This window comes from Actinoallomurus bryophytorum, assembly GCF_006716425.1.
Taxonomy (GTDB): domain Bacteria; phylum Actinomycetota; class Actinomycetes; order Streptosporangiales; family Streptosporangiaceae; genus Actinoallomurus; species Actinoallomurus bryophytorum.
This window is the reverse complement of the sequence record NZ_VFOZ01000001.1, coordinates 6,469,851-6,489,564: the sequence shown is the minus strand read 5'-3', so window position 1 is coordinate 6,489,564 and position 19,714 is coordinate 6,469,851. Positions and strand designations below refer to the sequence as shown.

The window sequence follows — 19,714 nt, the reverse complement described above, 5'->3', positions numbered from 1 at the left end:
GGAGGGCGGTCTGGATGATCGCCGATCCGCCGTTCGCCTCATCGGACAATTATCCCCAGGCTTTCGTGCAGCGCTGTACATCTTCTTCGCGCGATGTCTTGGCGATGGCGAGTCCGGGGCCTAGAGTCGCGGCAACGCGCTGATACCGGACCACTCCATCCAGATCGCATCAAGACGGTCTGAAGGGTCGTTGTTCCACACTTCCGGAGATCGATCTAACATCCGGAGGAACGGTGAGTCAGGTCACTGTGCGCATCGTGGCCCGGGACCCGATCATCTCGATCGGCCTGACCACGATCCTGGGGAAGCATCCTCAGATCACTCCTGTCCAGGAGCCCGGCGACATGCCGGCCCAGGTCGTGCTGTTCACGGCCGGGACGCTGCTGCCATCGGCGATGCAGCAGCTCCACGAGATGGCCAAGCTGCAGCTGCCCGTCGTGCTCCTGGCCAACAGCTTCCGCGAAGCGTCCCTGCTGACGCTGATCGAATGCGGGGTGGTCGCCTTCCTGGACCGCAAGTCCACTACCAACGAGGACCTGACCGAGGCGGTCATCGCGGCGGCGGCCGGCGAGGGCGTGATGCCCAAGGCCACTCTGGGCAGGCTGATGAGCCTGGTCCAGCAGATGCAGACCGACGTGCTGGCCCCCATGGGCATCAACGCGGCCGGGCTGTCCCCGCGCGAGGTCGACGTCCTGCGTCTCGTCGCCGACGGCGCCGACACCAGCGAGATCGCCAAGGAGCTCGCCTACTCCGAGAGCACCGTCAAACATGTCCTGTACGAGCTCACGACCCGGCTCAAGCTCCGCAACCGCACCCACGCCGTGGCCTTCGCCCTGCGCGCCGGAGTCCTTTGACAGCGCGGCGGGCCGGTGGTGAGCCGGACCCCGTCGCACGATCGCCGTGTCACGAACGCGTCGCGGGCGGCGTGGGGCCTCTCGCCGGTCGAGCCCGGTCTGTCGTTGACGGACGCACCTGAGGTCCACGGACCGACGGCCGCAGGATTCGAGCCCGCTTGTTGTACATGCCGCGGCTGAACCCTGGGCAGCGGCCCGGTGGAGACTGAGGTCATGAGCGACTACCCGATGATGATCGCTGAGGTCGACCGGATCGAGCCCGTGCCCCGGCGCATCCGCGCCACGCTGGGCGGTGAGGTGGTGCTGGACACGACCCGCGCGCTCTACGTGTGGGAGTGGCCGCCGTATCCCCAGTTCTACATCCCGGCGGCCGACGTCAAGCCCGGCGTGCTCGTCGACGAGGAGCACGTCCAGCGCCTGAAACGGGGAACGGCCCGGCGGCACGGCCTGCGCGTCGGTGAGGTGACCAGGCCGGGCGCCGCACGCGTCTACACCGACGACGCGGCCGAGGGGCTCGCGGGCACCGTGAGGTTCGAGTGGGGGGCGCTGGACTCCTGGTACGAAGAGGACGAGGAGGTGTTCGTCCATCCGCGCAACCCGTACGTCAGGGTGGACGCGCTGCGCTCGACCCGGCACGTACGCGTGGAGCTGGAGGGCGTAAGGCTGGCCGAGTCGACGTCGACCGTGATGGTCTTCGAGACGGGACTGCCGACCCGCTACTACTTCAATCGTACCGAGGTCGATTTCACCCGCCTCGAACCCAGCGATACCGTGACCTCATGCCCGTACAAGGGCATGACCACGGGTTACTGGTCGATCCGGATCGGTGACACCGTGCACAAGGATCTCGTCTGGGCCTACGATTTTCCGACCAGGCAGCTGATCCCGATCGCCGGTCTGGTCGGCTTCTACAACGAGAAGGTCGATGTGATCGTCGACGGGGAGACGCTTCCCCGGCCCGTGACGCACTTCTTCAAGTGACCCCGCCGAATACCGGCGGCTCAAGACCACACGAGGAGTCCTGAAATGACAGCGTCCGACGGAGACGTCGATCCCGCCCTGCTCTCGCCCGAGGAAAGCCTCGACGACGACGAGCTCGGCGACATCGAAGCGGGATACTCCCCCGCCGAGCGTCCCCTGGGCAGCACCGCCTGGGGCACCACAGAGCGCGAGCAGAGTACGCGTGAGGACCTCACGCACCGCCTGGCCCGGGAAGAGAGCGACCAGAGCCCCGATGACGGCGACGGACTCGGCGACAGCTCCGACACCGACGGGGAACTGATCGACGACGAGGTCGGCGACGTACGCGCCGGCCGCCTCGTCGCGTCCGACCTCGACGACTTCGACAGCCAGTCCGACTCCTGGGCGGACGACGTCGGCATCGACGGAGGCGCCGCGTCGGCGGAGGAAGCCGCCGTTCACGTCGTTCCCGAAGACGAGGAATAAGGCCTGTCTCGAAGTCATGCTGGTTGCCCTGTGGCGCCGCCTGGGCGGCGCCACACGGCGTTATCCACAGAACCCCGCTCTACTTCCGTGCGCCGCTGTTCCGGCTGGACAATGAGAGTGGGATGGCACCCCCGGGCGGGTGGGCTCCAGGTGGGTGGGCTCCAGGTGGGTGGGCTCCAGGTGGGTGGGCCCCATGCGGGTGGGCCCCAGACCGGACGGGCCCCAGACCGGACGGGCCCCAGACCGGACGGGCCCCAGACCGGACGGGCCCCAGACCGGACGGGCCCCAGACCGAGGGCTTCGGGAGAGGTTCCAGGGCCAAGGCCCACAGGCTCAGAATCGGCCGAGGCCGGCTCACTCGTCGAGTGGGCCGGCCTCGTACTGTTCGGCGGCGTCGGTCACTCGACGAAGATGTCGACCGAGGGGCGCATCTCCGCGCAGATCCGCAGCACCTCGTGGATCACGTGCCCCTCGAACGCCTCGAACGGGGCGGTGTCGATGGTCTCCTGCTCCAGGTCCACCGCGGGGTAGGACTGCTGCGTCAGCAGGTAGTCGAACCTCGCCGCCCACTTGCGGGCGCCGAGACGGGCGGTGGTCGAGCAGTTGTCGACCATGTACGCGACCCCGCGCGCGTGCATGTAGGGGTTGAGGGAGTCGACGGCCTCGATGACCGACTCGTTGGCGATCTCCGAGTACGGGTGACCCATCTCCAGCAGCGTGTCCACCTGGGCCATCATGACGCCGCAGAAGACGCCGGCGGTGAAGGGATCCAGCGGGATCTCGCTCTCGACGCGATTGCCGCGGACCTTCTGGCCGACCTGCCACATCGTGGCCTGGTCGATCTTCCCCATCGGGAAACGCCCGAACCGCTTGCCGGCCAGGACCACGCTCCGGATCTCGTTGCCCGACCGCACCTCGTCGTAGATCTCGTAGGTGAGCTCGAGACCGACCGGGTACGCGGCCGAGTACGCCTGGGCGAAGACGGCCTTCCCGTCCGTGTCCAGCCGCTGGTACAGGCCGGCGAGGCCGTCCTTGGAGATGGTCTTGGAGATCGGGCCGGTGACCGACTCCGCCGAGTGGCGGAACGCCTCCTCCTGGCTCATGCCCTGCTCGCGGAAGCGGCGGAACAGGCTCTCGACGAGGCCGTGCACCCCGGCCAGCAGCATCGCGCGCTCGCCGGTCAGGTCGGACAGGTATTCGGAGCGCAGGGTGGTCTGGAAGGTGTACGGGGCGCCCAGCGCCACCGACCAGGCCAGGGCGCGGTCGGTCGCGTGCCCGGTGACGTCCTGGTGGACGGCGAAGCTGGCGTTGATACCCGCGCCGTTGACCTCGGCCCCCTGGAGGTAGAGCGCGCGCACCGAGGCGCCCATGCCCTTGGGGCAGACGCCGACGACGTCCACCTCGGCCGGGAACTCCTTGCCCGCGTCGGTGAGGTAGCCGAGCAGGAAGCCGTGGGAGAGCCCCAGGGTGGTGCCCGGCCGTAGGGCCGCGAAGATCTTCTCGTACAGGTCGGTCTGGGCCGAGTCGGAGATCAGCAGGAGGACCATGTCGGAGCCGGCGATGACCTCGAACATCTCTCCGAGGGTGCCGTCCTCCTCGCTGAAGCCGGCCGCGCGTGCCGGTTCGAACGACCGCGACCCGGCACGCAGGCCCACGGCCACCTTGACCGCGCCGTTCAGCGAGTCGCGCAGGTTCTGCGCCTGCGCCGACCCCTGCGGGCCCCAGCCGATGACACCGATCTGGCTCACGCCCTCGAAGGCACGCGGCAGCCGGTCGAAGAGGTCGCGGCCACCGCGGACGATCGCCTCACGGCGCCCGCCGAGAGTGATGTACTCCTTGTCGAAGATGGTGGTCTCGAAGTCCAGGTTCTGTTCTCGCATGACCTTCTCTAGTCAGATCGATGAATCGATGAATCGATGATGAGCCCGGCCTCACCGGGCCGGTTTCCCGGGCGGCCGGCGCCGGTCAGACGTCGGCCCATCCGCGGATCAGTGCGGCCTGCCCCCGGAGGCCGCCGTCGCGGTCGAGGAGGTTCCACACCGTGGTGTCCTCGATCCAGAAGCGGCGGCCCGACTTGGCGATGCGCACGCCGCGGTAGCCGCTGACGTACCCCTGCCGCAGGACGCCGTCCATGAACTCCTGGCGCTTGTCCCGGTTGTCCGCCTCGGCCGACAGCCGGGACGGCATGCCCGCGAACTCCTCCCAGGAGTACTCGAAGCATTTCTGGGCCGTGGCGTTCGCGTACACGAAGGCCGGGTCCGCCGACGTGTCGTGCGCGAGCAGGCCGAACGGGGCCTCGCCGTACAGCCAGCGGGCCGCCTCCGCACCGGCCAGGCCTTCGGGCAGGATCCGCGTGCCGACGACACGCTCGTGGCTGGCGGCCAGCAGTTCGGCGAACGCGACGTCGTCCGGTGACGTCACCGGAGCCCCCTCCGCGGCCGGCCGGTTCACTGGAAGTCGCAGCCGGGGTTGGGCGCGTCCTCGGCCAGGGCGCTGCCGTGCGGCAGCACGTACAGCACGTCGAGTACGACCGGGGTGTCACCGAGGTTGCGGCCGATGTGCACGTGGTTCGACCCGCTCGGCTCGACGATCGGGCTGCCCTGCCGGTAGACGCCGTCGGACTCGCAGGTGGAGTCGTAGTGGCTCAGCGTCCCCTTCTTCACCACGCCGTACAGGGTGCCCTTGTGGAAGTGCCAGCCCGTGCTCTGGTGGGGAGGAAGGGTGATCTCCCGGAGGATGTAGTCCCGCGTGCCCACCGTCTCCTGGGCGATGATCGTGCCGGTGACCCCCGGCCCGGGCGGAGTGGCCCCGGCCGTGCCCGCCGTGACACAGAGGCCGGCGACGGCCGTTCCGACGAGCCCGGCACGAAGACTGTTGCGCATGCTCAGTGAATCTTTCCGTCGAGGGGTTCGGTGATCGGGCCTCCAGAGTGCGGCGCGGGGGTGGGCGCCGATCCCGTACGACAGCGGCCGGAGAGGCTCAGGGGTTCGAGACTCCGGCACGTACGGCACATCCGAGGCGTTGACTGCGGTTGTCAACCATAGCGAGCCGGATCGGGGCCGCCTGCAGGCGGACGCCGGCCGGGAACGCCGTCGCGGAGCCTGTGCCCGCGCTGCGCGGGGATGCCCGTGACGTGCACGGACTTTCAGCCGGGAATCTCTGGCCCGTCGTTCAGGGGCTTCGCCGGAGCCGGGCACTGTCGCGCCGTCACCGACCAGAGCCTTACTCGTCCTCGTCAGGACTCAACTGCGGACCGTACGGTCCTGGATCGGCGAAGGGCCGTCTCGAAGGCCGTCACGTCTTCGGGGACCACCAGGTAAATGACCTGGTCCGGGACGCCGCTCACCGTTATGGACGAATTGAAGAAGCGCAGGGCGCCGGCGGCCGGATGGTGAAGGGTCTTTTCATCGGTCTGCCATGCGGAGACGCGATGCTCCGTCCAGAGGCGGCGGAACAGCGGACTCTGGTCGAGAAGCTCGTCCACGATTTCGGCCACCCGCGGATCGCCCGGATGGCGGCCGACCTCGAGCCTGAGCATGCCCACCATCTCACCCGCGGAGTTTTCCCATTGATCGCGATAGAGCTCGCGCGCCAGCGGTGAGAGCAGCATCCAGCGGACGGCATTGCGTTCGCGCGGCGGGAGTTCGCCGAAGTCGGTGAAGAGAAAGCGGGCCGCCTCGTTCGCCGTGAGGATGTCGACGTACGGACCGCACAGGATGGCGGGTGTGTCGCCGAGAACGTCCAGCACACGACGGACCCTGGGGTCGATGGTGTCGCCCGGCGGCACCGGGGAGCTCACGCCCGGCTCCGCCTCGCCGGCGAGGGTGTACAGGTGCGACCGCTCCTCGGCCGAGAGCCGGAGTGCCCTGGCCACGGCGTCGAGCACCGAGGGTGAGGCGGTCGGCTGGCGTCCCTGTTCGAGGCGCGTGTAGTAGTCCGGGCTCACCCCCGCCAGCAGGGCGAGCTCCTCCCGGCGAAGACCGGGGACCCGGCGGCGGCCCTGTGCCGGCAGCCCGACGTCCGCCGGGCCGAGGCGGGAACGGCGCGTGTGCAGGAACGCCCCGAGCTCGGGATTTCGCTTCGCGCTCACGGTCAGGACCCCTGGGGAAACGCCTTCATCCGAAGGAGCGTAGCACTGGCGTTCCTAGGCACGGCCCGGCCACCTCACAGGGTCACCGGCCGCCGAATCCCGTGTTTGACTGACGCCGGACGACGATCGTGAAGACGGGGGAAAGACGGAAATGGAAAAGCGTGCGATCGGTGGCCAGGGGCTGACTACCTCCGCCCTGGGACTGGGATGTATGGGCATGACGGGATCCTATGGACCGGTGGACGACGCGGAGTCCACCGCGACCATTCATCGGGCCATCGACCTCGGCGTGAATATGTTCGACACGGCCGATGTGTACGGTCCCTTCACCAATGAAAGGCTGCTCGGGCGCGCGCTCGCCGGACGCCGCGACAAGGTGATCGTGGCCACCAAGTTCGGTGGCGCGGAGATGGACGACGCCGGCACGGTGACCGGCGGCGCGAACGGCCGTCCGGAGTACGTGCGCGCGAGTGTCGAGCGCTCTCTCCGCAATCTGAACACCGACCGGATCGACCTGTACTACCAGCATCGCGTCGACCCGAAGGTGCCGGTCGAGGAGACCTTCGGCGCTCTGGGCGAGCTGGTCGCCGCCGGAAAGGTCCGCTATCTCGGGATCAGCGAGGCACGGTCCGGCACCATTCGCCGCGCCCACGCGGCCGCGCCGCTGTCGGCGGTGGAGAGCGAGTACTCGCTGTTCTCCCGCGACGTCGAGTCCAACGGCGTGCTGGAGACCGTACGGGAGCTGGGCATCGGCTTCGTCGGTTACGCACCGCTCGGCCGGGGGTTCCTCACCGGCGCGGTGCGGTCCGCGAGCGCGCTCGGCCCGACCGATCTGCGCCGTATCTTCCCTCGCTTCGAGGAGGAGAACCTCGAGGCCAATCTCGCGCTCCTGAGGCGGATCGAGAAGATCGCGGCCGACCTCGGGGTCGGCGGCGGCCGGCTCGCCCTCGCCTGGGTGCTCGCCCAGGGCGAGGACATCGTCCCCATCCCCGGCACGCGACGGCGTACTCACCTGACGGAGAACGTCGAGGCCGCCACGGCGCCCCTGGACGCGGACACGCTGGCGGCTCTCGCCGAGGCCGTCTCCGGCGGCGAGATCGCGGGCGCGCGTACCTCTCCGCAGGACGCCGGCATCGAGCGATAGGCGACGCGGCAATAGGCCGGCCGCCCCCGCGGGGGCGGGGCCGATCGGTATTGGGGTGACAAGAAGTGGATCTCAAGCTTCGAGGGAAGACCGCGCTGGTCACCGGCGCGTCACGGGGCATCGGCGCGGTGACCGCGGAGGTGCTGGCCGAGGAGGGCTGCGCACTCCACCTGGCCGCTCGCAGCGCGGCCGCTCTGGACGCGCTGGGCGAGCGCCTCCGGAACGCGTACGGCACGCATGTGCGTACTCATGCGGTGGACCTGCGAGACGGCGAGCAGCTCACCGCGCTCACCGCGTCCGTCTCCGAGGTCGACATCCTCGTCAACAACGCCGGCGACATCCCGGGCGGCACGATCGACGCGATCGACGAGGCCACGTGGCGTCACGCGTGGGACCTCAAGGTCTTCGGCTACGTCAACCTCACCCGCGTGTTCTACGCGGAGATGAAGAGCCGGGGACACGGTGTGATCGTGAACAACATCGGGAGCGCGGGCGAGCGCGTGGACGGCCGGTACATCGCCGGCAGCAGCGGCAACGCGGCACTGATGGCCTTCACCAGAGCCCTCGGAGGCCGCAGCCTCGCCGACGGCATCCGTGTCGTCGGGGTCAACCCCGGCCCGGTGGCGACCGACCGCGTCATCGGCCATCTCAAGGGCCGCGCGCGTACCGAGCTGGGAGACGAGGACCGCTACCTCGAGCTGACGGCCGGCTACCCGCTCGGCCGGCCGGCGACGCCGCGGGAGGTCGCCGACCTCATCGCCTTCCTCGCCTCCGAGCGCTCGGCGTACACCAGTGGCGCCGTCTTCACCGTCGACGGAGGCCTGTCCGCGACGGCCTGACCCGGGGCGTGGACGGCGGGCGGAGCCGTCCTGGTGGCTCCGCCCGCCGTCAGATGGTGGGTTTCAGGAACAGTTGTGGGTCGCGCTGGTGCTGGACGCGACCACGATGTCGATGCCGGGCGCGGTCAGGTGCGCCGCGTTGACGGTCAGGCCACCGTCGGCGTTCCTGGTCTGCTCGTCGACGACGAGCTTGGTGCCGAGGACGCCCAGGTCGACGTTGAGGTTCGGCGTGTCACCAAGGGTGACCGGGACCCCGGCGACCGTGAGGCCCATGTCGACGTCACCCGTCTGCGCCGTGCACGTGCTGGTCGAGCTCGCCTTGACGCCGGACAGGCCGATCACCGGCAGGCCGACCAGCCCGATGGACGCCTCCTGCAGGTTCGCGGTGGACGTCACGGTGCCCGGGCCCGCGGCGACCTTCGCGCACAGGGCCTTGGCCGACAGCAGGAGCGTGCTGATGTTCTGCGTGCACGCGGGCGCCACCGTGGTGGTGTCGGCCGTACGCACCTCGCCGGTGTCGGGCGTGGGCTTGACGGAGACCAGTGGTGCGGTCGCCGACAGCCCGTAGGCGCGGCCGGTGACGTAGGTCAGCTTGACCGTGGCGGTGACGTTCGACGCGTTGTACGCGTCGTCGCCGGCGAACTCCGCCTTCACCGGCACGGTGGCGTCGCCGGTGAGCGGCTGCCTGACCGGGTCGATCGTGCAGCCCGCCTGCCCCTGGGCGTCCGTGGTGCCCTTGCACGTCTGCGCTGAGGCCCCCGAGCCCAGCGTGAACGTGACCGGGCGGCCGGCGACGGCCTTGCCGTCCGCGTCGGTGAGCTTGGCCGACGGCTTGGCCGCCGCACCGTTCGCCACCGTGGCGGGACCGGCGTACGCGAGCTTGGTGTCCTTCTTCGCCGGCGGTGTGGTGCCGCCCGCGCCCACGTCGAGCGTGTCGCTGTCGACGTTGATGGTCGCGCCGCCGTACGTCTCGTTGTGACCACCCTGGTACTGCTTGATCCGCTGGTGGTCGGGCCACAGGTTCGCCGGGATCTGCGAGTCGCCGGTCCCGCCGTCGCCGTCCCAGTGCGCGAAGTCGATGACGTCCGGCATGGTGTACCGGCCGCCGCCGGCCGCGTCCACGAGGTCGAGGATGACGCCGGACACCTGACCGTAGACACCGGATCGGTAGCCCAGCTGGTGCAGGGTGTCGCTCCAGGCGTCCAGGAAGGTCATCGACCGGGTGGTGTTGGAGCCGCCGCGGTCATAGGACTCCATGTCGAAGTAGAGCACCGACCCCTTGGCGAAGCCGAGCGCGGCCGCCTGGTCGGCCACGTCCCTGGCCGCATCCGCGCCCTGCGGCGCGGGGTCCGTGATCAGCTCGCAGCTGCCGCAGCTGTCGGTCCGCTGCACCTGCAGGCCCACGTACAGGGGGAAGAAGCGCCAGCCGTTGCCGTACTGGGCCGTGACCCAGGCGGCGTTCAGGTTCGGCTGGTCGCAGCTGCGGTTCACGCCGCCGATGTAGACGCCGACGGCCCCGTACGGCGAGGGGCCCTTCCAGGCGTTCATCTGCCCGGTGCTCGGCGCGGCGCAGGCGTCGAAGCCCTTGCCCTGGAAGGAGGTCGCGTCGGCGGGAACCGCGGCGGGTGCGGCCGGCTGCCGCTGCGCGGAGGCCGCGTCGACCGGAAGGGCGTCGCTGCGCAGGACCTTCTCGATCCGTGCCCGGTCGGCGCCGTACGTCGCGGTGACCGCGATGCCGTCCGTGGTGGCCTGGTACGTCCGCGAGGTGCCGTTACGCGCGACGCGGGCCGCCCGGCCCGTGGGCGCGGCCGGCTGGACCAGCAGGGCCTCGGTGCGGCCCCGGGCCCTGGACGGGCAGTTCTGCTGAGTGCCGGGAGTACCGAGGTAGACCGCGTGCCGGTCGAACCGGACACACGTCGTGGGGGACTTGGCCAGGTCGATGACCTTCCACGTGCTGGGCACGGTGAACCGGTGTCCCCGGTACGAGACCGTGGTGTCGGACGTGGAGGCGGCGTGGGCGGTGCCCAGGGAGCCGAGGGTGAGCGTCATCGCCACCGTGGCGGCGGCGTAGACGCCGGCGCGCGTCCTGTGTCTGGAGAGTAAAGATCGCATGCCTCTCAGTGTTGGTACGGAGACGGACCGCGGTCATTGACGATCCGTGCCACCCACTTGAGGATCCGCGCCGGGTCACCCTGACACGCGGATGTACGCATTTTGTGACATACGTCCGTAACACGTCCGACGTACTCTCTGCCAATGGCACAACGGACCGAGCTCGTGGCGATCGGTGTCGAGGAAGAGTTCCACACCGTCGACCTGGAGGATCGCCGGCTCATCCCGAGGGCCGACAGCCTGCTCGCACAGCTCCCGCAGGAGCGCTTCGGCGCGGAGTTGCAGCGGTCGGTGGTGGAGACCAACAGCCGCCCGTACGTCCGGCTCATCGACCTGGCCGAGGACCTCGCGGCGCTGCGCCGCGGTGTCGTGGCGGCGGCCGAGGGGCTCGGCATGGGCATCGTGGCGGCCGGCACCGTGCCCGTCGCGGACCTCGAGTCGCTCAAGGTCACACCCGACCCGCGCTACGAGAACATGCTGGACGAGTACCAGCTGCTCGCGCGCGAACAGCTCATCTGCGGCGCCCAGGTGCACGTCGACGTCGGCGACCGCGACCTCGCGGTGGCCGTGGCACACCGGGTGTCGCCCTGGCTGCCGGCGCTCCTCGCGCTGTCGGCCAGCTCACCGTTCTGGCTGGGCACTGACACCGGGTACGCCAGCTACCGCACGCTGCTGTGGTCGCGCTGGCCCACCACCGGACCGCTCGGCGCGTTCGGGTCCGCCGCCGAGTACGACGCGATGGTCGCCGACCTCGTGAGCTCCGGCGCGATCACCGATCCCGGCATGATCTATTTCGATGTCCGGCCGTCCGCGCACCTGCCCACACTGGAGCTGCGGATCGCCGACGCCTGCCCGCGCCTGGAGGACGTCGTCCTGCTGGCCGGCCTGTTCCGCGCGATCGTCGTCGAGGAGATCGACGCCGTGACCGCCGGGCGCCCCGCGTCCGCGACCCGTACCGAGGTCGTACGGGCCGCGACGTGGCGGGCCGCGCGTTCCGGTCTGGAGGGCGAGCTCGTCGACCCCGCCGACGGCACCCCGGTGCCGGCCCGGCAGTTGCTGCGCAGGCTTCTGGAGCGGCAGCGTCCCCGGCTGGAGGCCGCCGGCGACTGGGAGCTGGTCACGGAGCTGACCGAGGCCGCGCTGGCGCGTGGCAGCTCGGCCGCCCGCCAGCGCGAGGCGTTCGCGCGCGGCGGCCTGGCGGAGGTCGTTGACCTGCTGGTCGCCGAGACCCGTGCCAACACCGACTGGGTGCCGGGCGCCGGTCCGGCACGCCGTGCGGTGACCGAGATGCTGGCCGGTTACGACGCGTCGTGCGACGAGGCGATCGTCTTCGACGGCAGCGCCCGCGGGCCCTACGGCATGGTGCTGACCGCGCTGGACCGGATCGGCGCCGACGGGCTGCGCGACCGCGAGCGGCGGCGCGACGAGGTCCAGCGCGGGCTGGGCATGACGTTCCACCTCGAGGGCGAGGAGGACCGGCTGTTCCCGTTCGACCTGGTGCCCCGGGTGGTCACCGCGGAGGACTGGGAGTTCCTGCGGACCGGGCTGACGCAGCGGGTGCGCGCCCTGGAGGCGTTCCTGCAGGACGCCTACGGGGAGCGTTCGGCGGTACGTGACGGCATCGTCCCCGCCTGGACGATCGACGACTCCCCCGGCCTGCACCAGGCCGGATACCGGGTGCCGCACGGCGTCGTACGCTGCGCCGTGGCAGGCATCGACCTGGTCAGCGACGGAGCCGGCCGCTGGACCGTGCTCGAGGACAACCTGCGGGTACCCTCCGGCATCGGGTACGCGATGGCCAACCGCTGGCTCGCCGGCCGGGTGCTGCCCGAGCTGGTACTGGCCGCGCACACGCCCTCACCCGCCCGGGCGGTGTCCATGCTGAAGGCGGCGCTGACCGCCGCCTCGTCCGACGCGGCCCTCATCACCCTCGGTCCCGAGGACTCGGCGTTCTTCGAGCACCGGCTGCTCGCCGACGAGATGGACATCCCCCTGGTCCGGCCCGGCGAGCTGGTCGTGGACGGCGACGGCGTGCGGACCACCGGCGGCGACCGGTTGTGCGTGCTCTACCGGCGCATCGACGAGGACGAGCTGTTCGGCGCCGAGGGGGCGGACGGCCGCCCGCTGGGCCCCGGCCTGCTGGACGCCCTCGAACGCGGGACGCTCCGGCTCGCCAACGCCCCCGGCAACGGGGTCGCCGACGACAAGTCCCTGTACGCGTACGTGCCCCGGCTCGTGGAGTACTACCTCGGCGAGCGGCCGCTGCTGCCGAACGTGCCGACCTACCTCTGCCGTGACTCCGGCCAGCGCGCCGAGGTGCTCGACCGGCTGGAGGAGCTCGTGGCCAAGCCGGTGGACGGGTACGGCGGCCAGGGCGTGGTCATCGGCCCGGACGCCTCGCCCCGTGAGCTCGCCGAGGTCCGCGGCCTGATCGAGGCCGACCCCGATCGCTGGGTGGCACAGGAGACCGTGCGCCTGTCGACCCATCCGACGTTCGTGAAGGGCGGGTTGGAACCGAGAGCGGTCGACCTGCGAGTATTCGTCTGCGCCGGAGACGACCCGGTGGTGGTACCCATGGCACTGACCCGTGTGGCGCCGGCCGGCAGCCGCATCGTCAACTCCTCGCAGGGAGGCGGATCCAAGGACACTTGGCTGATGCAGTGACACTTCGCGAAGAGGACGGTAAATGGGGATGCGCCGATGTGCGGACTGAGCGGAGAGATCCGGCTGGACGGTGACGTCGCCGACGTCACCGCCGTGGCGGCGATGACCCGGGCGATGGAGCCCCGCGGCCCGGACGGCAGCGGCCTGTGGTCCCAGGGCCCGGTGGCGCTCGGCCACCGGCGCCTGAAGATCATCGACCTGTCGGACCGTGCCGCCCAGCCGATGACGGACAGCGACCTGGGCCTGACCGCGGTCTTCAACGGCTGTCTCTACAACTACAAGGACCTGCGCGAGGAGCTGCGAGCCGAGGGCTACCGGTTCTTCTCCACCTCTGACACCGAGGTCCTGCTCAAGGCCTACCACCGATGGGGTGCCGAGTGCGTCGGCCGCTTCATGGGGATGTTCGCCTTCGCCATCGTCGAGCGCGACTCCGGGCTGGTCGTCCTCGGCCGTGACCGCCTGGGCATCAAGCCCCTGTACGTCACGCGGGACGCGCGGCGGCTGAGGTTCGCCTCCACCCTGCCCGCGCTGCTGGCCGGCGGCGGCATCTCCACCGACATCGACCTGGCGGCGCTCCACCACTACATGACCTTCCACTCGGTGGTGCCGCCGCCGCGCACGATCTTCACCTCGGTGCAGAAGCTCCCTCCCGCCACGGTGCGCACCATCCGGCCGGACGGCAGCGCCGAGGACCTGGTCTACTGGCGGCCCTCGTTCACCCGGGACCTGAGCCGCGACGACTGGAGCGACGCGGTGCTCGCGGCGTTGCGGACCGCGGTGGACCGGCGGATGGTCGCCGACGTGCCCGTCGGCGTGCTGCTGTCCGGCGGACTGGACTCCAGCTTCATCGTGGCGCTGCTGGCCGAGGCCGGGCAGCGGGACCTGAAAACGTTCAGCATCGGGTTCGCCTCGGCGGGCGGCGAGTCGGGCGACGAGTTCGCCTACTCCGACCTGGTCGCCGAGCGGTTCGGCACCGACCATCACCAGATCCGGATCGAGGACTCACGGCTGCTGCCCGCGCTCACGGGCGCGGTCACGGCGATGAGCGAGCCGATGGTCAGCCACGACGCCGTCGCGTTCTACCTGCTGTCCCAGGAGGTCGCACGCCACGTCAAGGTCGTGCAGTCCGGTCAGGGGGCGGACGAGGTCTTCGCCGGATATGACTGGTATCCGCCGCTCGCCGGCGTCCCGCGGGCCGGTGTCACCGATGCCTACGCCAAGGTGTTCTTCGACCGGCCGCACTCCGCACTGGCCGGCGTGCTCAGCCCGGCGTACCTGCTGGAGAACGACGTCAGCGGCGACTTCGCGCGCACGCATCTCGGCGCGCCGGGCGCGGATACCGCGCTCGACGCAGCCCTGCGGCTCGACACCACCGTCATGCTGGTCGACGACCCGGTCAAACGCGTCGACAACATGACGATGGCCTGGGGCCTGGAGGCACGCACCCCCTTCCTCGACCACGAGCTGGTCGAGCTGGCCGCGTCCTGCCCGCCCGAACTCAAGCTCGCCGCCGACGGCAAGGGCGTGTTGAAGGACGCCGCGCGGGGCATGGTGCCCGACGAAGTGATCGACCGGACCAAGGGGTACTTCCCGGTGCCCGCGATCCGTCACTTGTCCGGTCCCTATCTTGAATTGGTGCGCGAGGCGCTGCACGACCCGGCGGCGAAGTCACGTGGGCTGTTCCGGCAGGACCACGTCGACGAGCTGCTGGCCGCGCCCGACGAGCACCGGACGACTCTGGGCGCCAGTGCGCTGTGGCAACTGGCGCTGCTGGAGCTCTGGCTCCAGGCGCACGGAGCATAAGGGTGTCAGACACCCTCTTGGCCAACGTAATCAGCGAAAGGGGAACCCACGTAGATGTGCCGTCACTTCGCCTGGCTGGGCAGGCCACGGACCCTGGCCGAACTCATCCTCGAACCCTCGTACGGGCTGCCGCGCCAGGCCGCCAGGCCGCGCTGGCAGAACATCGACCTCGTCAACCGTGACGGGTTCGGGGCCGGCTGGTTCCCGCCCGGTGAGCCGGTTCCCGCGATGTCCTACCGTCGGGCGGTGCCGTTCGAGGCCGATGAGGGGTTCGCCGCGCTCGCCGCGCAGATCTCGGCGTCCTGCGTGCTCGGCGCGGTCCGCGGCGCGAGCCCCGGCATGCCGATCGAGGAGGCCGCCACCGCGCCCTTCACCAACGGCGGCTGCCTGCTCAGCCTGAACGGCCACGTCAGCCGGGAGAAGACCACACATCTGCTGGAGCCGGGATACGTGCCGGAGTCGACGTGCGACGCGGCGCTGCTCGCCACGCTGCTGTGGCAGCGCCTCGACCGCGGCCTGTCGCTGGAGTCCGCCGTGACCGGGCTCCTGCACGAACTGGCCGCACTCGACCCGGGCGCCTGCCTGAACCTGCTCGCCACCGACGGCACCCGGATCGTGGCGACGACATGGGCCGAGACGCTCTGCTACCGGGCGGAGGAGGACGGCGTACTGGTGGCCAGCGAGCCGCACGACGACGACCCCGGCTGGATCCCCGTACCGGACCGCCACGTCGTCGTCGCGGACGCACTCGGCGTCGACGTCCGCCCGCTGCAAGGGGACGCGGTGACACTGTCCGACAACCCCCTCGCCGGCGACCCCGCCGCCTGAGCCGTGGTTCTCGTGGCACCCCTCGTTCAAGTGACGTCGAAGCCGCGCTCCTGGACGATCCAGGTGTTGCCGTCCGGGTCGGCGAAGTCGACGAAGCTCGCGTAGTCCCGCCGCCGGGGATCGGCTCCGGGCGCGTGGTCCCCCTGCCAGTCGCCGACGGAGGTCTTGTGCCGGAGCGGGCCGACCGCGAGCCCGCGCGCGGTCAGCTCGCGGCTCGCGGCCTCGATGTCGTCCACCACGAGGTAGATGGCGCGGGCCGAGGCCGGCATCGCGGTGGTGAGCCCGATACCGAACTGCACCGAACAGGACGATCCCGGCGGCGTGACCTGGACGACGCGGAATTCGCTGTTCGGGTGGTAGTCGACATCGAGCGTGAAGCCCGCTTGCTCGGTATAGAACCGCTTAGCCCGGTCGACGTCGCCGACGGGCAGGGTGATGACCTCGATGCGGTAGTCCATCAGCGCGCGTAGAGATCTCGGTGCGTCGTACCGTCGACCGGCCACTCCCCGCCGAACCGCATGTGCATCCGCCCCATCGCCCGCTCCCTCGCTCGCAGCCGATCGCGGTGTCCCGCGACCCGACACCTAACCCTCTTAGCAATTCTAGATGGTTAGAATTCAAGCGCGATCCGATGTAACCTGTCAAATGAACTTTGGCGGTTAGGCCGTGCGCGACGGCTTCGGCCCCCGGTGCGACGTGCCCCCGCCACGCCGCACCGGGGAGGTGTCAGGAGACGCGGATGATGTGCTTGCCCGCCGGGCCGCCCGAGGTGAGGCTGCTGAGTACGTCCGGCACCTCGCCGAACTCGCTGACCGTGCCGACGGGGGTACGGATGGCGCCCTCCTCGACCAGGCCGATGAGCCTCCGGTGGGCGGCGGCGTCCTGCTCGGGTGCGGTTCCGCCGCCGTACACGCCGACGACCGAGTAGTTGCGCATCAGCAGGTCGGCGGCGTCGACGGTGAGGAACGAACCGCTGGCGAAGCCGGCCACGAGCACGCGTCCCCCGAATCCGACGCCCTGCAGGGTCCGGGTCGCCAGCTCGCCGCCGACCGGGTCGAGGAGCACGTCCACGCCGGCACCGCCGGTGAGCCGCTTCAGTTCCGCCGCGACGTCCTGTTCGCGGTGGTTCACGCCGTGGTCGGCACCGGCGGCCACGCAGAACTTCAGCTTCTCCTCGCCGCCCGCGATCGCGATGACCGTGGCGCCGAGCGCCTTGCCGAGCTGGATCGCGGCGCTGCCCACGGCCCCGCCCGCGCCGAGGATCGCCAGGACCTCGCCTGGCTCCATCCGGATGCGTTCCGCGAGCGCCTGGTGGGCGGTACGGAACGGGATCACGAACCCGGCCGCCTCCTCGAAGGAGAGCGCCGCCGGGATCGGGAGCGTCCTTTCCTCGCGCACGTACGCGTAGTCGGAGTAGCCGCCGTACGGCTCGGCCATCGCGGCGGGTGTGATCCCCATGACCCGGCCACCGACCGCGAACCCCGAGCCCGCCGGGACCGCGACGACCTCGCCGGAGACCTCCAGGCCCGGCACCACCGGCGGGGTCACGCCCGGGTAGTGGCCGAGGACCTGCAGCACGTCGGCGTACCCGACGCCCGCCGCGCGTACGCGGACCAGCACCTGCCCTTCGCGTGGTTCGGACCACGCGGCCTCCACGACACGCATCACGTCCTTGGGCGCGCCGAACTCGGCCGCCTGCCAGGATCGTCCTTCGTACATGGGTGTATCCCCCTGTCGGTTCGGTATCTCTGTACAACTCGGCGCTACGGCGCCTCGGCCGTACGCGCGTACACCCCGTACCAGCGCTGCATGGCCAGCTCACGGGCCAGCTTCGCGTCGTCGGCCGCGTCGCGGACCGTCACGTGGCGGGCGATGACCGACTCTCCGCTCCAGGACATGACCCGCGCCGCCGTGTCGGGGTCCATGTCCGCCGCCACCCGCCCGGCGCACTGCTCCTCCACCAGCGTCGTGCGCATGCGCTCGATGAAGCCGGTGAGCCCGCCGTCCCAGAACTCACGGACGACCGGGTCGTAGGCGATGGTCTCGTGGATCGCGGCCACCACGGCGACACGCTCGCGGTAGATGGCGATGATGGCCGTGAACCCGTCGATGAGCGCCTCCAGACCACCGTTGGTCGGCAGCCAGTTCTCCCCGACCTCGAAGATCTCCCGCCGCGTGTCGCGAGCCAGGCGGACCATCAGATCCGTCTTGTCGCGAAAGTGCAGGTAGAACGTTGACCGCGCGATGCCCGCCTCGTCGGCGATCTGCTTGACGCCGAGCTCGGTGAAGCGCGCGCCGCCGGCGAGCAGCCGCTCGGTGGCGGCCAGCACGGCGGCCTCGACGGCGGCGCGGTGGTCGGGGCCCTGGGGGCGTCTGGTGATCGAAGGCATGACCGGATCCTAGGAGTGCCTACTTGGCCCGGTGGAGGACGCGTACGTCGGTGTAGGCGTCGAGACCGAGCTCGCCCGCCTCGACGCCGATGCCGCTCCACTTCGCCCCGGCGAACGGCTGGTCGAACGCGATCGCGGTGTGGGTGTTGATCCAGGTCATCCCCGCGTCGATCTGCTCGGCGACGGCCGCGGCCCGGTCGGCGTCGGCGCTCCAGACCGACGCCCCGAGGCCGAACATCGTCCCGTTCGCGCGGTCCAGCGCGTCCTCGACGTCGCGGTAGGCGATCACTGGCAGAGCCGGGCCGAACTGCTCCTCGTCGACGATCCGCGCTCCGTCGGAGACGTCGGTGAGGATCGTCGGCTCGTAGAAGTAACCCGGGCCCTCCGGCGCCCTGCCGCCGGTCACCGCGGTGGCGCCGCCGGCCACGGCGCCGTCGACGAGCTCGCGGACACGGTCGCGCTGGGCGGCGTTGTTGAGCGGCCCGAGGTCGGTGCCGGCGTCCGCGCCGTCGCCGACCTTGGCGGCGCGCGCGTGCTCGGCGAGCGCCTCCACGAGAGCGGGGCGCAGAGCCTCGGCGACGTAGACGCGTTTGGGCGCCACACACGCCTGGCCGTTGTTGTTGAAGGCGGTGGCGAAGAGCTGCTCGGCGACAACGCCCGGGTCCGCGTCGTCGAGCACGATCGCCGGGTCGTTGCCGCCGAGCTCCAGGGTGAGCCGCTTGAGGTCGTCGGCGGCCGCCGACGCGACCTTCTTCCCGGTCGCGATGGAGCCGGTGAAGCTGATCTTCCGGGCCAGCGGATGCGCGGACATCGCGGGCCCGAGCGCGTCGCCTCCGCTGATGACGTTGAACACGCCTCCGGGCAGCAGGTCGCGTACGAGCTCGCCGAGCCTCAGCGTCGCCAGCGGTGTGTACGGCGACGGCTTGAGCACGACGGTGTTGCCGGCGCGCAGCGCGGCAGCGACCTTCGCGACGGCGATGAAGATCGGGAAGTTCCACGGCACGATCGTGGCGACCGGCCCGATGGGGGCGTGTACCAGCTCGACCAGGGCGGTCTCGTCGTCGCGGAGCACCTGACGGCCGCGTTCGAGGTCCGCGTAGTACCGCAGCCAGCCGGCCGCGCCCTGGACCTCGAACTCCGACCAGGGCAGGGGCTTGCCCTGCTCCGCGGTGAGGATCGGGGCGAGCTCGCCCGTGGCGCCGGCGATCGTGTCGGCCATCGCGTGCAGGGCCGCCCGGCGGGCGTCGTCGTCGGTGCGCCAGGTACGGAACGCACGCGCGGCGGCCTCGAAGGCCGCGTCGAGCTGCGCAGGAGACGCGTCCGGCGCGCTCGCGAACCGCTCTCCCGTGGCGGGATTGGTCACCTCGAAACTCTGACCGGCGGTGACCCCCGCACCGTCGATCGTCAGGCTCGGAATGCCGGGCAACAGGAATCTGGACACGATGGCGTTTCCCCCGATTCGATCCGGTCATGTGCCAGGTCGGCGGCGCATGACCCTTGAACGGGAGTCAATATAGCCCAACATCGGACAGCATGTCCGACAT

At 70.6% G+C, this 19,714-nt stretch carries 17 protein-coding genes; 8 read left to right on the top strand and 9 right to left on the bottom strand.

Going from position 1 to position 19,714, the window contains the following annotated elements:
• Positions 1–233: 233 nt before the first annotated feature.
• From FB559_RS30350 to FB559_RS30340, 3 genes are all read left to right on the top strand, one after another.
• Positions 234–854 (top strand): response regulator transcription factor, encoded by a 621-nt coding sequence (locus FB559_RS30350; RefSeq protein WP_141960007.1) that lies wholly within the window; start codon positions 234–236, stop codon positions 852–854.
• 213 nt (positions 855–1,067) lie between these two features.
• Positions 1,068–1,835: a DUF427 domain-containing protein gene (locus FB559_RS30345; RefSeq protein ID WP_141960005.1), complete on the top strand. Its 768-nt coding sequence runs from the start codon at positions 1,068–1,070 to the stop codon at positions 1,833–1,835.
• A gap of 45 nt (positions 1,836–1,880) precedes the next feature.
• Positions 1,881–2,300, top strand: coding sequence for a DUF5709 domain-containing protein (locus tag FB559_RS30340; RefSeq protein WP_141960003.1), 420 nt, complete (start codon positions 1,881–1,883; stop codon positions 2,298–2,300).
• Positions 2,301–2,698: 398 nt separating this feature from the next.
• On the opposite strand, the gene FB559_RS30335 is transcribed toward FB559_RS30340, so the two are convergent.
• The 4 genes from FB559_RS30335 to FB559_RS30320 form a co-directional block, all read right to left on the bottom strand.
• Positions 2,699–4,180 (bottom strand): ketol-acid reductoisomerase, encoded by a 1,482-nt coding sequence (locus FB559_RS30335; RefSeq protein WP_141960002.1) that lies wholly within the window; start codon positions 4,178–4,180, stop codon positions 2,699–2,701.
• An 85-nt stretch (positions 4,181–4,265) separates the two neighbouring features.
• A complete protein-coding gene (locus FB559_RS30330; protein WP_141960000.1) occupies positions 4,266–4,721 on the bottom strand; it encodes an MEKHLA domain-containing protein in 456 nt (151 codons plus the stop codon).
• 26 nt (positions 4,722–4,747) lie between these two features.
• Positions 4,748–5,182 (bottom strand): cupin domain-containing protein, encoded by a 435-nt coding sequence (locus FB559_RS30325; RefSeq protein ID WP_141959998.1) that lies wholly within the window; start codon positions 5,180–5,182, stop codon positions 4,748–4,750.
• 353 nt (positions 5,183–5,535) lie between these two features.
• A complete protein-coding gene (locus tag FB559_RS30320) occupies positions 5,536–6,390 on the bottom strand; it encodes a helix-turn-helix transcriptional regulator (protein WP_185792463.1) in 855 nt (284 codons plus the stop codon).
• 151 nt (positions 6,391–6,541) lie between these two features.
• On the opposite strand from FB559_RS30320, the gene FB559_RS30315 reads away from it, so the two are divergent.
• Both FB559_RS30315 and FB559_RS30310 read left to right on the top strand, forming a co-directional pair.
• Entirely contained in the window at positions 6,542–7,534 is a 993-nt protein-coding gene (locus FB559_RS30315) for an aldo/keto reductase (protein ID WP_141959994.1), read from the top strand.
• Positions 7,535–7,599: 65 nt separating this feature from the next.
• Positions 7,600–8,373 carry an SDR family oxidoreductase gene (locus tag FB559_RS30310; protein WP_141959992.1) on the top strand — a complete coding sequence of 258 codons (774 nt, stop codon included), beginning with the start codon at positions 7,600–7,602 and terminating at the stop codon, positions 8,371–8,373.
• Between the two features lie 63 nt (positions 8,374–8,436).
• Here the strand turns inward: FB559_RS30310 and FB559_RS30305 are convergent, their stop codons facing one another.
• Positions 8,437–10,485 carry a choice-of-anchor P family protein gene (locus FB559_RS30305; RefSeq protein ID WP_141959990.1) on the bottom strand — a complete coding sequence of 683 codons (2,049 nt, stop codon included), beginning with the start codon at positions 10,483–10,485 and terminating at the stop codon, positions 8,437–8,439.
• Positions 10,486–10,629: 144 nt separating this feature from the next.
• On the opposite strand from FB559_RS30305, the gene FB559_RS30300 reads away from it, so the two are divergent.
• The 3 genes from FB559_RS30300 to FB559_RS30290 are packed head-to-tail and all read left to right on the top strand — an operon-like array spanning position 10,630 to position 15,780.
• Positions 10,630–13,149 carry a carboxylate--amine ligase/circularly permuted type 2 ATP-grasp protein gene (locus FB559_RS30300; protein WP_141959988.1) on the top strand — a complete coding sequence of 840 codons (2,520 nt, stop codon included), beginning with the start codon at positions 10,630–10,632 and terminating at the stop codon, positions 13,147–13,149.
• A 36-nt stretch (positions 13,150–13,185) separates the two neighbouring features.
• On the top strand, positions 13,186–14,952 hold the full coding sequence (locus FB559_RS30295; protein WP_141959986.1) for an N-acetylglutaminylglutamine amidotransferase: 1,767 nt from the start codon (positions 13,186–13,188) through the stop codon (positions 14,950–14,952).
• A gap of 54 nt (positions 14,953–15,006) precedes the next feature.
• Positions 15,007–15,780: a class II glutamine amidotransferase domain-containing protein gene (locus tag FB559_RS30290; protein WP_141959984.1), complete on the top strand. Its 774-nt coding sequence runs from the start codon at positions 15,007–15,009 to the stop codon at positions 15,778–15,780.
• 26 nt (positions 15,781–15,806) lie between these two features.
• Here the strand turns inward: FB559_RS30290 and FB559_RS30285 are convergent, their stop codons facing one another.
• From FB559_RS30285 to FB559_RS30270, 4 genes are all read right to left on the bottom strand, one after another.
• Positions 15,807–16,238, bottom strand: coding sequence for a VOC family protein (locus FB559_RS30285; RefSeq protein ID WP_141959982.1), 432 nt, complete (start codon positions 16,236–16,238; stop codon positions 15,807–15,809).
• Positions 16,239–16,506: 268 nt separating this feature from the next.
• Positions 16,507–17,499, bottom strand: a complete 993-nt coding sequence (locus FB559_RS30280; RefSeq protein ID WP_141959980.1) for an NADPH:quinone oxidoreductase family protein — start codon at positions 17,497–17,499, stop codon at positions 16,507–16,509.
• Between the two features lie 44 nt (positions 17,500–17,543).
• A complete protein-coding gene (locus FB559_RS30275; protein WP_141959978.1) occupies positions 17,544–18,170 on the bottom strand; it encodes a TetR/AcrR family transcriptional regulator in 627 nt (208 codons plus the stop codon).
• Positions 18,171–18,189: 19 nt separating this feature from the next.
• Positions 18,190–19,611 carry an aldehyde dehydrogenase family protein gene (locus tag FB559_RS30270; RefSeq protein WP_246122198.1) on the bottom strand — a complete coding sequence of 474 codons (1,422 nt, stop codon included), beginning with the start codon at positions 19,609–19,611 and terminating at the stop codon, positions 18,190–18,192.
• Positions 19,612–19,714 lie beyond the last annotated feature (103 nt).

What these genes read in the sequence shown, in the direction of transcription:
- FB559_RS30280 (WP_141959980.1), bottom strand. Translation starts at nt 17,499, where the DNA reads ATGTACGAAGGACGATCCTGGCAGGCGGCCGAGTTCGGCGCGCCCAAG.
- FB559_RS30315 (WP_141959994.1), top strand. Translation starts at nt 6,542, where the DNA reads ATGGAAAAGCGTGCGATCGGTGGCCAGGGGCTGACTACCTCCGCCCTG.
- FB559_RS30290 (WP_141959984.1), top strand. Translation starts at nt 15,007, where the DNA reads ATGTGCCGTCACTTCGCCTGGCTGGGCAGGCCACGGACCCTGGCCGAA.
- FB559_RS30295 (WP_141959986.1), top strand. Translation starts at nt 13,186, where the DNA reads ATGTGCGGACTGAGCGGAGAGATCCGGCTGGACGGTGACGTCGCCGAC.
- FB559_RS30275 (WP_141959978.1), bottom strand. Translation starts at nt 18,170, where the DNA reads ATGCCTTCGATCACCAGACGCCCCCAGGGCCCCGACCACCGCGCCGCC.
- FB559_RS30340 (WP_141960003.1), top strand. Translation starts at nt 1,881, where the DNA reads ATGACAGCGTCCGACGGAGACGTCGATCCCGCCCTGCTCTCGCCCGAG.
- FB559_RS30325 (WP_141959998.1), bottom strand. Translation starts at nt 5,182, where the DNA reads ATGCGCAACAGTCTTCGTGCCGGGCTCGTCGGAACGGCCGTCGCCGGC.
- FB559_RS30285 (WP_141959982.1), bottom strand. Translation starts at nt 16,238, where the DNA reads ATGGACTACCGCATCGAGGTCATCACCCTGCCCGTCGGCGACGTCGAC.
- FB559_RS30305 (WP_141959990.1), bottom strand. Translation starts at nt 10,485, where the DNA reads ATGCGATCTTTACTCTCCAGACACAGGACGCGCGCCGGCGTCTACGCC.
- FB559_RS30300 (WP_141959988.1), top strand. Translation starts at nt 10,630, where the DNA reads ATGGCACAACGGACCGAGCTCGTGGCGATCGGTGTCGAGGAAGAGTTC.
- FB559_RS30335 (WP_141960002.1), bottom strand. Translation starts at nt 4,180, where the DNA reads ATGCGAGAACAGAACCTGGACTTCGAGACCACCATCTTCGACAAGGAG.
- FB559_RS30345 (WP_141960005.1), top strand. Translation starts at nt 1,068, where the DNA reads ATGAGCGACTACCCGATGATGATCGCTGAGGTCGACCGGATCGAGCCC.